The following is a 13497-nucleotide window of genomic DNA, read 5'->3' as shown; positions in this document are numbered from 1 at the left end:
GCGTAGGCATGATGGCAGGGGTGCTGCTCGGGCTGGCCGTCGGTGCCGTGCTCGGCCTGACGGGCGCCGGCGGCGGGATTTTCGCCGTGCCGGCACTGGTGTTCGGCCTGGAGATGGAAATCCGTCAGGCCGCGCCGCTTGCCTTGCTCGCCGTGGGCGCGGCCGCCGGCTTGGGCGCGCTGCAGGGCTTGCGTCAGGGCGTGGTGCGCTACCGTGCCGCCGTGATGCTGGCCCTGGCTGGCGCCCTGACCGCGCCGCTGGGGGTGATGCTGGCGCATCGCCTGCCGGCTGCCTGGCTGAGCGTGCTGTTCGCGGCCATCATGCTGGTGGTCGCCTGTCGCATGTATCGCAGTTCGCGCGCCGTGGCGTCCCAACCCGGCGAAACAGCGCCGCGCGCCTGTCGTATCTCGGCGCAGACCGGCCGCTTTGTCTGGACCCCGCGCACCGCCGCCACCCTGGGCGGCATCGGGCTGGTGTCGGGTCTTTTTACCGGCATGCTGGGCGTGGGAGGCGGCTTCATCATCGTGCCGGCGCTGGCGCATTTCAGCGAGCTGCGCATGCAAAGCATCGTGGCGACCTCGCTCATGGTGATCGCACTGCTGTCTGCGGTTACGGTCAGCATCGCCTGGGGGCAGGGCATGGCCATGGGCGCGCCGGCCTGGGCCTTCCTGGTGGCGGCGGTGGCTGGCATGGGCGCCGGGCGGCTGGTCTCGAACCGGATTCCCGCCGCCGCGCTGCAACAGTTGTTCGCGCTGGCCTGTGTGGCGGTCGCCGCCATGATGGTCTGGCGCAGTTTCTAGCGCGCCGTACCGCGGCGCGAGGCGACACCTCAGGGGAGAGTTTCATGCAGGAAAGAATCGTGGACGTGGCGGTCATCGGGGCCGGCACGGCGGGCGTACGCGCCTTCAACACCCTCAAGGCGGCAGGTCGCAAGGTGGTGCTGATCGACCGGGGTCCGCTGGGCACAAGCTGCGCGCGCGTCGGTTGCATGCCCTCCAAGGCCGTGCTGCACGCTGGCATGCGTTGGTCGACGGCACGCGGCCTGCCCGCGGGAGCCACGCTGGACGCCAGCGGTCCGCCGGCCTTGTGGGCGCATGCCATCCAGACCCGCGACGCCCTGGCCGGGGGCGCTGCCGAACGCACGCGGCGGGCCGCTGGCGACGATCTCATCATGGCCGAGGCGCATTTTCTTGCCCCCGGCGTGCTGCAGGCCGGCGCAACCAGGGTGCAGGCGCGCGCGGTCGTGGTGGCCACCGGCTCGCAACCGGCCGTGCCCAAGGCGCTGATGTCGCTGGCGCCCTACCTGCTCACGACGGACTCGCTCTTCGAACAACAGCAATTGCCGGCGCGGCTCGGCGTGCTGGGATTGGGGGCCATTGGCCTGGAGCTGGGGCTGGGCCTGTCGCGCCTGGATGTGCAGGTGGTCGGGGCGGATCAGGCCGCGCGTATCGGCGGCATCCAGGATCCCGAGATCCTGGCACGCGCGCTGGCGCGCTTCGGGCAGGAGATGCCGCTCTGGCTGGGTCAGCCCGTAACCCTGGAGGAGCAGGGCGCTGCGGTGTTGATGCGTGCGGGCGAGCACCGCGCCACGGTCGATCGTGTGCTGGTGGCAACCGGGCGAGTACCGAATACTGCCGGCCTGGATCTGGCTGCAGCAGGGGTGGCGCTGGATGCGCAGGGGCGGCCCGTCATCGATCCGGCCACCTTGCGGGCCGGCGATGCGCCGATTTATTTCGCGGGTGACGTTCAGCCCGACCGACCCTTGATGCACGAGGCGGCCGACGAAGGTTTGCTGGCAGCCCGGGCGGCGCTGGTCTGGCTGGACGGCCAGGCGCAGCCGGCGTCGCGGCGCAGCGTGCCTTTGTCCATCCTGTTTACGGACCCGGATGTCTGTCAGGTGGGAATGGGCTATGACGAGGCCATGGCTGCCGGGGCCCGGGTCGCCGGCGCGCAAGGCTCGGGCAATGGCCGCTCCAAAGTGTTGGGGGCGCCGGATAACCTGTTGCACCTGTATGTCGCGCCCGGATCAGGACGTCTGCTGGGCGCGGCCATGATGACCAGCCATGGCGAGCATCTGGCACACCAGCTGGCCTGGGCGATTCAGGCCGGGCAGACGGTCGAGGACCTGCTGGCCATGCCTTACTACCACCCCAGCATCGAAGAAATGCTGCAAAGCGCCTTGCAGGCTGCCCGCGCAGCCTGATTGGCGCCTGGCGCCAGGGGCTTACTTCTTCTTGGCGCCGATCCGGCTTTCGTTGCCCTTGAGCAGGCGGGCGATATTGGCGCTGTGGCGGTAGTAGAGCAGGGCGCTGATGCCGACCAGCGCGGCGGCCAGCGGCATGTTCATCCGCCACAGCGAACCGGCCCCGAAGAGGTAGTACACCGGCGCCATGAAGGCCGCCACCAGCGCGGCCAGCGACGAATAGCGAGAGATCACGGCCACCGCCAGCCAGGTCAGGGCGGTAGCCAAGGCCAGCCAGGGGCTGACGGCCAGCAGCACGCCCAGCGCGGTGGCGACCCCCTTGCCGCCCTTGAACTTCAGGAATACCGGATACAGATGGCCCAGGAACACGGCCAGCGCCACCAGGGCATAGGCCAGGGGCGGGATCCCGGGCGCCAGGGTCAGGGCCAGCCACAGGGCGAACCAGCCTTTGGCGGCGTCGCCCAGCAGAGTGAGGGCGGCCGCCGGTTTGCTGCCGCTGCGCAACACATTGGTGGCGCCGGGATTGCCCGAGCCGTAGCTGCGAGGGTCCTGCAGCCCCATTACCTTGCTGACCACCACGGCGAACGGAATGGAACCTATCAGATAGGCCAGCGCGATCAGCATCGCGGAGAATAAGGTCGAGGGCTCGGTCAGAACCATGGCGTGTAGGGTGTCCTCAAGGCGAAAGGGGCGTCGGGCGATGCCCGGGGCTTGCGTAGGCAGGCGATTCTACTCCGCCGGGCCGCGCTGTCCACCCGGTGTTGCGCCGATTGTGGCCGCGCAGACGGTACAATCGCATGCTGTGGGTCAAGCTGGCCACCTTGTGGAGAAATGATGCGTATTCTGGTTTCCAACGACGATGGCTATAACGCCCCTGGCCTGGAGGCGCTGGTTCAGGCGCTGGAGGGACTGGGAGAGCTGACGGTGGTCGCGCCGGAAACCAACCATAGCGGCGCATCCAATTCGCTGACCCTCAATCGCCCGCTGTCGGTACGCACGGCGGGCAATGGTTTCATGTATGTCAACGGCACCCCCTCCGATTGCGTGCACGTGGCCCTGACCGGCCTGATGGATGCGCGCCCGGATCTGGTGGTCTCCGGCATCAACAACGGTGCCAACATGGGCGATGACACGCTCTATTCAGGCACGGTGGCTGCGGCAAGCGAAGGCTATCTCTTCGGGATTCCGGCGATCGCCTTCTCGCTGGTCGAGAAAGGCTGGGCCCACCTGGAGTCGGCTGCGCGCATGGCGCGCGAGGTGGTCGAGCGGCAAATCGCCGCGCCGCTGGCCGCGCCGGTGTTGCTCAACGTCAATATTCCCAACCGGCCCTATGAAGACATGCGCGGGCTGCGTGTCACCCGCCTGGGCAAACGTCATCCCGCCCAGCCGGTGGTACGCACGACCACGCCCTACGGCGATCCGGTCTACTGGATCGGCCCGGTGGGCATGGCGGCCGATGCCAACCCGGGAACGGATTTTCATGCCATCACCGATGGCGCCGTGTCGGTCACCCCGCTGCGGCTGGACCTGACCCAGCATGGTCAGCTCGAAGAGATCGGCCAATGGGTAGCCAACTCATGCGCAAGCGTATAGATTCTCGCGATGGTCTGCCGGGCCTGAACAGCCCGGCTACAACGACCGGTTTTTCCCGCTCCAGTCTTGGGCCGGGCTACACGGCGGCCAACAGCAATACGCGGATTTCGGCCGCGGCGCTGCCGCGCGCCGTACCGGTGGCGCCGCGTGCGCCGGGCCCGTCCGGCGGCAACCTGGGCCTGAATTCCGAACGCCTGCGTCAGGCCATGGTGCAGCGCCTGCGCCAGCAGGGCATCGCCGATGAGCGGGTGCTGGGAGCCATGGCTGCCGTGCCGCGCCATCTGTTCGTCGACGAGGCGCTGGCCAGCCGCGCCTATGAGGACGCCGCGCTGCCCATCGGCCATTCTCAAACCATTTCGCAGCCCTGGGTGGTGGCACGCATGCTTGCCGCCGTCTGCGAGGCGCGCAAGCCGACGCGGGTCCTTGAGGTCGGCGCCGGCTGCGGCTATCAGGCAGCGGTGCTGGCGCAGTTTGTGCGCGAGGTCCACGCGATCGAACGCATCCGAGGCCTGTACGAGCTGGCGCGCACCAATCTGCGTGCCTTGCGGCTCATGACCCGTGTGCGCCTGATCTACGGCGATGGCAACCTTGGCGTGCCGGGCGTGGCGCCGTTCGATGCTATCGTTGTGGCTGCGGCGGGGCTGGCCATACCCCAGACGCTACTTACTCAACTCGCTCCAGGCGGGCGGCTCATCGCTCCGGAAGGCGGGGCCAGCCAGAGGCTGGTCCTGATCGAGCGCACCAGCGTTTCAAGCTGGAAGCGCACGGAACTCGAGGCCGTGCGCTTTGTACCCTTGAAGGCAGGAATACAATCTTGAGCAAACAGGAGATTCGAATGCTCAACGGGCAGTTGCCGCTGGCAGCAACGCTTTTCATGAATACGATGGCCCAGAATATCCGTCGCCCGGCACGCTGGCTCGGCGTGCTGGGCCTGGTTGCCCTGGCGGGCTGCGCGTCCAAGACGCAGCGTGCGCCCGTGGTCGACCTGAACAACCAGACGTCCTCGGGTGCGCCCGCCATCACGGCCGGCAGCTACGTGGTCAAGCCGGGCGATACCTTGTTCAAGATCGCGCGCGCGAGCAATGTCGACATCGACACGATCAAGCGCCTGAACAATCTTTCCGATCCCAACCAGATCCATGTCGGCCAGGTGCTCAAACTGAGCGCCGGCACCAGCACGGCCTCCATGACGCCGCCCAAGCCGCCGCGTCCCGCCGAGCCGGCCGACACCTCCTCGTCGGGCACGGGCTCGCCGGCAGAAGCCACGCCTGTCGCGCCGACGCCGGCGCCGGTCGCGCCCAAGCCGGTGGCGCGAGCCGCTGATGCCAACGTCATCAACTGGGGCTGGCCGTCCAGCGGGCAGATCACGCAGACCTTCAACAACAGCACCAAGGGCATCGATCTGGCCGGCACTCCCGGCGATCCGGTCGTGGCCGCCGCCGACGGCAAGGTGATGTACAGCGGCAATGGCGTGCGGGGCCTGGGCAACCTGATCATCATCAACCACAACAACGGTTTCATCACCGCCTACGCGCACAACCGGGCCTTGCTGGTCAAGACCGGCCAGGAGGTCAAGCGCGGCGCCAAGATCGCCGAGCTGGGCCAGTCGGATACGACGTCGCCCAAGCTGCACTTCGAAATCCGTCGCCAGGGCACGCCGGTCGACCCCATGCAGTACCTGCCTGCACGATGACGCCGACCCTGGTTTTCGACCTCGAAACCGTCCCCGATGTGCACGGCCTGCGCCAGCTGCACGGCTGGGGCGATGATGTCTCCGATCTGGAAGTCGCCGAGCGGGCGTTCGCGGCACGCCGCGAAGCGGTCGGCCATGATTTCCTGCCGCTGCATCTGCAGAAGGTCGCCGTCATCGGTTGCGTGTTTCGCGATGACCAGGGGTTTCGCGTCAAGACGCTGGGCCAGCCTGACGATCCCGAGCCGGTGCTGCTCAACCTGTTCTTCAAGACCATCGAACGCTACACGCCCAGGCTGGTCAGCTGGAACGGTTCGGGTTTTGATCTGCCTGTCCTGCATTACCGCAACCTGATCCACGGGATCTCGGCGCCGCGCTACTGGGACTGGGGCGACGAAGACCGCGATTTCAAGTTCAACAACTATCTCAGCCGCTACCATACCCGCCACCTGGACCTCATGGATGTTCTGGCGAAATACAACGGGCGGGCCAATGCGCCGCTGGACGAACTGGCCAAGCTCTGCGGTTTCCCGGGCAAGCTGGGCATGGATGGCAGCAAAGTCTGGCAGGCCTGGCACGAGGGCAGGGGCGACGAAATCCGCGCCTATTGCGAAACCGACGTGGTCAACACCTGGCTGGTGTATTGCCGTTTCCGCCTGATGCGCGGCGAATTGGACCGTGCCGCCTATGACGCCGAGGTCGAGCTGGTGTGCCGCACGCTGCAAGACAGCGACGCGCCGCACTGGAAAGAGTATCTCGCCGCCTGGGTCTGAGACCTCTGCAGGCCGATTCGCATCGCGCAATCGACTGAAACAAAGCCCGGTTGCGGCGAAACCCGGCTGAAACGGCTCGCGCCGCACAATGCTCCTGCGTTCCAACCACTCAGGAGATGACTTATGTCCCGCAACACGCTTCGTACCTCGCTCGCCGCCCTGGCTATGGCAATCGCCGCAGGCGTGGCGGTTGCTCCCGCTGTCGCCGCGCCGGATGCGCCGCAGGCCGCCGGCCAGCATCGCGGCCCGATGAAACACGACGGCATGTGGGTGCCCGGCCTGGGCCCGTTGTCGCAAGCCCAGGTCGATACGCTCAATCTGGATGCCAAGCAGAAAGCCCTGTTCGATACGGCGCGTGAAGCCTCGCGCCAGAGCATGCAGTCCCGCCATGAGGCTCGTCCGCAACGCCACGCGCTGCTGCAAAGCCAGCTGGCGGCAGGCAAGCTGGACCCTCATGCGCTGATCGCCGAGGGCGCCAAGCATCGCGAGGCCATGCAGGCTGAGCACAAGGCGCTGCGCCAGCAGTGGCTGGCCGTCTGGGACAGCCTGAACGATACCCAGCGCGCCGCAGTGTCGCAGATGGCCAAGGAGCGCCTGGATAGCAAGCAGGCACGCCACGGCGATGGCGGCTCCGGCCATCATCGGCGCGGCGGCATGCACGGCCAGCGTTCCTGATTCCCGATTCGCCGCGCCCGGCGCGGCGGTCAGCCCCTGTCCCGGAATTTTTCTGCGGCCCGCCAGGCCTTGCCCTGGCGGGCCTTTTTCTTTTGTGGCCAGGGTCTTTTACAATGCGCGGCTGCCGAAAAAATCTGGATGCGTGCGAGATGGACGACGAAGTACTGATGATTGAATCCCTGGACCTGGAAGCCAGGGGCGTGGCCCACCGTGAGGGCAAGGTCGTGTTCGTGGAGGGGGCCCTGCCCGGTGAGCGCGTGCGGGCCACCACCGTGCGCCGCAAGCCTTCCTATGAAACCGCACGCGTGGAAGAAGTGCTCAGGCCTTCCTCGCAACGGGTCGAGCCTCGCTGCCCGCACTTCGGCGTCTGTGGCGGCTGTGCGATGCAGCACCTTGAGCCCTCGGCCCAGGTCGCCATCAAACAGCGCTCGCTGGAAGACAGTTTCTGGCATGTCGGCAAACTGCGCGCCCGGCGCATCCTGCCCGCGCTGCATGGCCCGACCTGGGGCTATCGCTATCGTGCGCGCCTGTCGGTGCGCCTGGTGCCCAAGAAAGGCGGCGTGCTGGTGGGTTTTCATGAGCGCAAGAGCAGTTACGTGGCCGACATGCGTGAATGCCACGTGCTGCCGCCCAGGATCAGCGCCATGCTGCTGCCGCTGCGCGCCATGATCGCCTCGATGTCGCGCCCGGATCGCATGCCGCAGATCGAGGTGGCATTGGGCGACAGCGCCACGGTGCTGGTGTTGCGCCACCTGGAAACCCTGACTGACCAGGACATCGCCATCCTGCGCGCCTTTGCGCGCGAGCACGATGTGCAATGGTGGTTGCAGCCCAAGGGGCCGGATACGGTGCATCCCCTGGAGCGCGCCGATGCCGATGGCCTGGCCTATACCCTGCCCGAATTCGGTCTGCGCATGCCTTACCGGCCGACCGACTTCACACAGGTCAATCACGCGATCAATCGCGCCATGGTCAGCCGTGCGCTCAAGCTGCTGGACGTGCAGCCGGAAGATCGGGTGGCCGATCTGTTCTGCGGCCTGGGCAACTTCACCCTGCCGCTGGCCACCCAAGGGCGCGAGGCGGTGGGCGTGGAGGGCAGCAAGCCCCTGACCGACCGCGCCATGGAGGCCGCCACGCGCCACGGCCTGCAGGACCGCACTTCCTTTGCCACGCTCAATCTGTTCGAGGTTGATGTTTCCTGGCTGCGCGGGCTGGGCTACTTCGATCGCATGCTGATCGATCCGCCGCGTGAAGGGGCTCAGGCGGTGGCCCAGGCCCTCTCGCAACTCAGCGCAGCCGAACGGCCACGCCGTATCGTCTATGTATCCTGTAACCCGGCCACGCTGGCGCGCGATGCGGCCATCATGGTTCACGAGGGCGGGTACGTGCTGCAGGCCGCCGGCGTGATCAACATGTTCCCTCATACCGGTCACGTCGAGTCGATCGCCGTGTTCGAGTCCTTGTCCGAGGCCGAGGTGCTTCAGGTGCAGGAGCAGGCCAGGGCGCGTCACGCCGCGCAAGCGGCCGCCGCGGCCGAAGCCCTGGCGGGCGGCGACCAGGCGGCCTGAGGTATCAGGCGGCGGGTGGGCTTTCGCTCAGCCCGCTGATGATGGGGCAGTCCGGCCGGGCGTCGCCATGGCAATGGCGTGCGAGATGGCGCAAGGTATCCGCCATCTCGTGCAGTTCGGCGGCTTTGCGCTCCAGCTCGGCTACATGTTCCAGCGCGATGCGTTTCACATCGGCGCTGGCGCGGCTGCGGTCGCGCCAGAGCGCCAGCAGCTCATGCATCTGCTCGACCGAAAACCCCAGGCCGCGCGCACGGCGTATGAAGTGCAGGGTATGCAGGTCCTCCTCACGGTAGTGCCGGTAGCCGGCGTCGCTGCGCGCAGGCGCAGGGATGAGGCCGATGCTTTCGTAGTAGCGGATCATCTTGGCGGAAATGCCGCTGGCGAGGGACGCCTGGCCGATATTCATGTCGATCTCCACGGAAAGTGCGCGTTGTCCGCCATGGCGGAGCGAGGGTTCGGATCAGACAATATGAACCTTCCCATCATGGAAAGGTCAAATGATCATCTGGCTTGACCTTCCCATGATGGGAAGCCTTATGCTAACGGTATTCCCTTCTCAGGCAAAGATGCCGTGTTTTCCAGGAGCCACTCATGAGCGCTGTATTCATCGTCAACGACATGACCTGCGGTCATTGCGTCAAGGCCATCACCAACGCCGTGCAGGCCGTATTGCCGGGCGCCAGCGTCGAGGTGGATCTGGCGCGCCACGAAGTGAAGGTCGAGCCGGGCGAGCCCCGGGCGGCCATCGAGGCGGCCATCCGCGATGCGGGCTATGATCCTAAGGTTAAATAAATCGGTATCTTTATATCGATACCTTTTGTCAATCGATCAATTTAAATAATTGAATTGGATTTATCGATAGCAAATACGTAAAGTAACGACATCGGCGGTGTGATTGCCGCCAATCACCCGATATTCCATAGGAGAGCTAAATGCTGCAAAACCGTGAAGGCCAGCGTGTCCCCAACGTGACGTTTCCCGTTCGTGACGGCAACAGCTGGAAGAAGCTGACGACCGACGAACTGTTCAAGAACCGCACCGTGGTCGTTTTCTCGCTGCCTGGCGCATTCACGCCGACCTGCTCTTCGACCCACCTGCCGCGCTACAACGAACTCGCGCAGACTTTCTTCGACAACGGCGTGGACGAAATCGTCTGCGTGTCGGTCAACGATACCTTCGTGATGAACGAATGGGCCAAGGACCAGGAGTGCGGCAACATCACCATGGTGCCGGACGGTAATACCGCCTTCACCGCAGGCATGGGCATGCTGGTCGACAAGGAAGACCTCGGCTTCGGCAAGCGCAGCTGGCGCTACTCGATGCTGGTCAAGGACGGCGTGGTCGAGAAGATGTTCATCGAGCCCGAGAAAGAAGGCGATCCCTTTGAAGTCTCCGACGCCGATACCATGCTGAACTACCTGGCGCCCAACGCCAAGAAGCCTGAACAGGTGGTGGTGTTCGCCAAGGACGGCTGCCCGTTCTGCATCGAGGCCAAGGCCCTGCTGCGCGACAAGGGTTTCGATCCCATCGAGATCCCGCTCGACAACAAGGTCCGCGGCCGCGTGCTTGGCGCGGTCTCGGGCAAGGGCACGGCTCCCCAGGTGTTCATCAGCGGCAAGCTGATCGGCGGTCTGGACGAGCTCAAGGCGCACTTCGCCTAAAGCCCATGCGCCCTTCGGGGCGCGCCTTCCTCTGTCACCGGATGCCCGCCGGCCGCGCTTGAGCGGTGGCCGGCGGGCATTTGCGTCTGTTGCCTGGAGTATCCCCATGAAAACCCTGCATACCGACATCGCGGTCATCGGCGCCGGCACGGCCGGTCTGGCCGCCTACCGCGCGGCCCGAAACGCCGGAAAACGGGCCCTTCTGATCGAAGGCGGCCCCTATGGGACGACCTGCGCCCGGGTGGGCTGCATGCCTTCCAAACTGTTGATCGCCGCTGCCGAGGCGGCGCATGCCGCGCGCCATACCGAGCCCTTTGGCGTGCAGGTGCCGGGCGGTGTCACCGTCGATGGTGCCGCGGTGATGCAGCGGGTCAAGCGTGAGCGGGATCGTTTCGTGGGATTCGTGCTGGAAAGCGTCGAGAACCTGCCGGCCGAAGACAAGCTGCACGGCTACGCGCGTTTTGTCAGCGACACGGTGTTGCGGATCGATGACCATACCGAAGTGCATGCCGAGCGCGTGGTGATCGCGACCGGTTCGCGCCCGGCCATCCCCGGGCCGTTCAAGGCTCTGGGCGATCGCCTCGTGGTCAACGACGATGTGTTTTCCTGGGATACGCTGCCCCGCCGCGTGGCCGTGTTCGGTCCTGGCGTGATCGGGCTTGAACTCGGGCAGGCATTGGCGCGCCTTGGCGTGGACGTCAGGGTATTCGGTGTGAGCGGCAGCCTGGGCGGCATCAGTGACCCGGAGGTGCGCCAGGCGGCACGCCGTATTTTCCAGGGCGAGTTCTATCTGGACCCCGATGCCCGCGTGCTGGAGACAAAACGGGTCGGCGACGAGGTCGAACTGCGTTACATCGCGCTGGACAATACCGAGCGCACCGAACGCTTCGACTATGCGCTGGTCGCCACCGGGCGTCGGCCCAATGTCGATGGCCTGGGGCTGGAGAACACTTCCCTGGCGCTGGACGAGCGTGGCGTACCGCGCTTTGATCGCCATACCATGCAGGCCGGCAAGTCCGCGATTTTCATTGCCGGAGACGCCAACGCCGACGCGCCCTTGCTGCACGAGGCCGCCGACGAAGGCCGCATCGCGGGCGAGAACGCTGCGAGTTTTCCGGTTGTCAAGGCCGGCTTGCGGCGCGCAGCGCTGGGCGTGGTGTTCTGCGATCCTCAGATAGCGCTGGTCGGCACGCCTTACCGGAGCTTGCCGGCCGGGCGGTTCGTGATCGGGCAGGTGGATTTCGGCAACCAGGGACGGTCCCGCGTGATGCTGAAGAACCAGGGCTTGCTGCGCGTCTATGCCGAGTCGGGCAGCGGGCGTTTCCTGGGCGCCGAGATGGTCGGGCCGGCGGCGGAGCATATCGGCCACCTGCTGGCCTGGGCCGTCCAGCAGGAACTGACTGTTGCGCGCATGCTCGACATGCCGTTCTACCATCCCGTCATCGAAGAGGGCCTGCGCACCGCCTTGCGCGATGCCCAGGCCCGGATCAAGGCGACGCAACGCCAGGCCGCCTGAGGCGTTCAGGCCTTGCCTGCCGCGGGGTTCTCCACGTACTGCAGGGTGTAGCTGGCGCGGTCGTCCTGCGCCAGCTCGCGTGCCAGATAGGGCATGGCCTCCTTGAGGGCCGCTTCCAGCGTCCAGGGCGGATTGACGAGAAACATGCCGCTGCCATGCAGGCCGAAGCCGTCCGTGGAGGGGCGTCTGACGCTCAGCGTAGCGTGCAGCCAGCTCTTGACCGGCAGGCGCTCCATCTGGCGCGCCATGTCGGCGGCTTCGCGCCGCTGCACCAATGGATACCACACGGCGTAGGTGCCGGTGGCGAAGCGTTTGATCCCTTCCTTGACCGCCGTCAGCGTGCGGCGGTAATCCTGCTTGTCTTCATACGAAGGATCAATCAGCACCAGGCCGCGTCGTGTGGGCGGGGGCAGCAGCGCCTTCATGCCTTCGAAGCCGTCGGTGGCGTAGATGGTGGTCTGGCGCAGATGCTGGCGGCTGGTTTGCTCCAGGTTCTTCGCCAGCACGCCCGATTCGGTCGGGTGCATTTCGAACAGGCGCAGGCGATCCCGGTCGCGCAGGGCATCGAGCGTCAGCCAGGGCGAGCCGGCATAGTGACGCAGGCGGCCGTCCGGGTTGTCCTGGCGCACGCGTTGCACGTAGTCGGCCAGGATCGGCGGCAGGTCCTGGCGCTCCCACAGACGGCCGATGCCATCGGCGAACTCGGCATTCTTGTTGGCCCAATCGCCATCCAGGGCGTAGAGCCCGGCGCCGGCGTGGGTGTCGACGACCCAGTACGGGGCATCCTTGCGATTGAAGTACTCCAGCGTGTGGAGCAGGATGGCGTGTTTCAGCACGTCGGCGTGGTTGCCGGCGTGAAAAGCGTGGCGATAACTGAACACGAGGTTCCTCTAGGCAGGCCGGATTTCGGCCAGATTGTCGGTAAAAATGGCGTCGACCCCCAACGCCAGCAACTCGCGCGCGCGGCCCGGTTCGTTGATGGTCCAGGCCGCGACGCGGTAGCCGGCGGCGTGGATGGCCTGCACGCGTTCGGCGCTGGCGTCGCGGTGATTGATGTTCAGCGCCACCGCCTCCAGCGCGGCCAGGCGCTGCGCCCAGTCGGCGGGGATGGCGTCGACCAGCAGGGCGCGCGGCATATGCGGTGCGACGCGACGCGCCTCGGCCAGGGCGCTTTCCTGGAAGGATGACAGCAGCGGCGGCACGGCCGCATCTTGCCAGAAATGGGCGCACAGTTGCGCGACCGCCGCGCCGGTCTCGGCTTCCTGCCCAGGGCAGGGCTTGATCTCGACGTTGCAGGCCAGGTCGTTGGCGCGTGCAAAGCGCGCAATGGCGGCAAAGCTGGGTGGCGGTTCGCCCGCGAACCCGGCCGAATGCCAACTGCCGGCGTCCAGCTGCGCGATCTGGCCGAAGTCGAGCGCCCCGGCCGGGCCGTGGCCATCGGTGCAGCGATCGAGCGTGTCATCGTGCAGCAGAAAGGCGATGCCGTCGCGGCTGAGTTTGACGTCGAACTCGAACATCGTAAACCCGTGAGCCGCGCCCACCCGCATGGCTGCCAGGGTGTTTTCCGGCGCCAGGTGGCCGCCATTGCGGTGGGCGATATAGGGAGAATAGGGCCAAGCCGGCAGGCAGGACATGATGGGGCCTCGGTCAGATGGGAAAGGAGACGTCCGCGGACGGGCAGCGTGCTGCGAAACACCTGCAAGCATACCGCCTAAGCGGCTCGCCAAAGCGGTCTGCGGGCTTGCGTAAAGGGGCTGGGCAGCGCTTGAGGAGGTGGTAAACTCCGGCGGCTGACCAAGCGTTTTTGTCTTCATTTAG

At 66.3% G+C, this 13497-nt stretch carries 15 protein-coding genes; 11 read left to right on the top strand and 4 right to left on the bottom strand.

The window, feature by feature from the left end:
• Positions 1 to 11 precede the first annotated feature (11 nt).
• Entirely contained in the window at positions 12 to 800 is a 789-nt protein-coding gene (locus A7V84_RS02175; protein ID WP_081695081.1) for a sulfite exporter TauE/SafE family protein, read from the top strand.
• A gap of 44 nt (positions 801 to 844) precedes the next feature.
• Positions 845 to 2203 carry a dihydrolipoyl dehydrogenase gene (locus A7V84_RS02170; protein WP_063492230.1) on the top strand — a complete coding sequence of 453 codons (1359 nt, stop codon included), beginning with the start codon at positions 845 to 847 and terminating at the stop codon, positions 2201 to 2203.
• A 21-nt stretch (positions 2204 to 2224) separates the two neighbouring features.
• On the opposite strand, the gene plsY is transcribed toward A7V84_RS02170, so the two are convergent.
• Positions 2225 to 2863, bottom strand: coding sequence for a glycerol-3-phosphate 1-O-acyltransferase PlsY (gene plsY / locus A7V84_RS02165; protein ID WP_025516417.1), 639 nt, complete (start codon positions 2861 to 2863; stop codon positions 2225 to 2227).
• 174 nt (positions 2864 to 3037) lie between these two features.
• Between plsY and surE the strand changes: the two genes are divergently transcribed.
• The 6 genes from surE (at position 3038) to rlmD (ending at position 8502) form a co-directional block, all read left to right on the top strand.
• A complete protein-coding gene (surE, locus tag A7V84_RS02160) occupies positions 3038 to 3796 on the top strand; it encodes a 5'/3'-nucleotidase SurE (protein ID WP_025516415.1) in 759 nt (252 codons plus the stop codon).
• Positions 3781 to 4614, top strand: coding sequence for a protein-L-isoaspartate(D-aspartate) O-methyltransferase (locus A7V84_RS02155; protein WP_025516413.1), 834 nt, complete (start codon positions 3781 to 3783; stop codon positions 4612 to 4614). The genes surE and A7V84_RS02155 overlap by 16 nt, the downstream gene beginning before the upstream one ends.
• Positions 4615 to 4631: 17 nt before the next feature.
• A complete protein-coding gene (locus A7V84_RS02150; protein ID WP_025516412.1) occupies positions 4632 to 5489 on the top strand; it encodes a peptidoglycan DD-metalloendopeptidase family protein in 858 nt (285 codons plus the stop codon).
• Positions 5486 to 6259 carry a 3'-5' exonuclease gene (locus A7V84_RS02145; RefSeq protein WP_063492231.1) on the top strand — a complete coding sequence of 258 codons (774 nt, stop codon included), beginning with the start codon at positions 5486 to 5488 and terminating at the stop codon, positions 6257 to 6259. Before A7V84_RS02150 ends, A7V84_RS02145 begins: the two co-directional genes overlap by 4 nt.
• A gap of 123 nt (positions 6260 to 6382) precedes the next feature.
• On the top strand, positions 6383 to 6934 hold the full coding sequence (locus A7V84_RS02140; protein ID WP_063492232.1) for a hypothetical protein: 552 nt from the start codon (positions 6383 to 6385) through the stop codon (positions 6932 to 6934).
• A 149-nt stretch (positions 6935 to 7083) separates the two neighbouring features.
• Entirely contained in the window at positions 7084 to 8502 is a 1419-nt protein-coding gene (gene rlmD / locus A7V84_RS02135) for a 23S rRNA (uracil(1939)-C(5))-methyltransferase RlmD (protein ID WP_063492233.1), read from the top strand.
• Positions 8503 to 8506: 4 nt separating this feature from the next.
• Here the strand turns inward: rlmD and cueR are convergent, their stop codons facing one another.
• Entirely contained in the window at positions 8507 to 8908 is a 402-nt protein-coding gene (cueR, locus tag A7V84_RS02130) for a Cu(I)-responsive transcriptional regulator (RefSeq protein ID WP_025516405.1), read from the bottom strand.
• A 185-nt stretch (positions 8909 to 9093) separates the two neighbouring features.
• On the opposite strand from cueR, the gene A7V84_RS02125 reads away from it, so the two are divergent.
• The 3 genes from A7V84_RS02125 to A7V84_RS02115 all read left to right on the top strand — a co-directional run bounded on the left by A7V84_RS02125 (position 9094) and on the right by A7V84_RS02115 (position 11679).
• Positions 9094 to 9294: a heavy-metal-associated domain-containing protein gene (locus A7V84_RS02125; protein ID WP_063492234.1), complete on the top strand. Its 201-nt coding sequence runs from the start codon at positions 9094 to 9096 to the stop codon at positions 9292 to 9294.
• 140 nt (positions 9295 to 9434) lie between these two features.
• Positions 9435 to 10163, top strand: a complete 729-nt coding sequence (locus A7V84_RS02120; protein ID WP_025516402.1) for a glutathione peroxidase — start codon at positions 9435 to 9437, stop codon at positions 10161 to 10163.
• Positions 10164 to 10269: 106 nt separating this feature from the next.
• A complete protein-coding gene (locus tag A7V84_RS02115; RefSeq protein WP_063492235.1) occupies positions 10270 to 11679 on the top strand; it encodes a dihydrolipoyl dehydrogenase in 1410 nt (469 codons plus the stop codon).
• A 5-nt stretch (positions 11680 to 11684) separates the two neighbouring features.
• Here the strand turns inward: A7V84_RS02115 and A7V84_RS02110 are convergent, their stop codons facing one another.
• Together A7V84_RS02110 and ugpQ are read right to left on the bottom strand one after the other, a co-directional pair.
• The gene (locus A7V84_RS02110) at positions 11685 to 12560 is read right to left on the bottom strand and encodes a 23S rRNA (adenine(2030)-N(6))-methyltransferase RlmJ (protein ID WP_025516398.1); all 876 of its coding nucleotides are present in this window, start codon (positions 12558 to 12560) and stop codon (positions 11685 to 11687) included.
• Positions 12561 to 12569: 9 nt separating this feature from the next.
• On the bottom strand, positions 12570 to 13316 hold the full coding sequence (gene ugpQ, locus A7V84_RS02105) for a glycerophosphodiester phosphodiesterase (protein WP_025516397.1): 747 nt from the start codon (positions 13314 to 13316) through the stop codon (positions 12570 to 12572).
• Positions 13317 to 13497 lie beyond the last annotated feature (181 nt).

It is taken from the genome of Bordetella trematum (assembly GCF_900078335.1).
Taxonomy (GTDB): Bacteria; Pseudomonadota; Gammaproteobacteria; order Burkholderiales; family Burkholderiaceae_B; genus Bordetella; species Bordetella trematum.
This window is presented reverse-complemented; position numbering and strand designations above follow the sequence as displayed.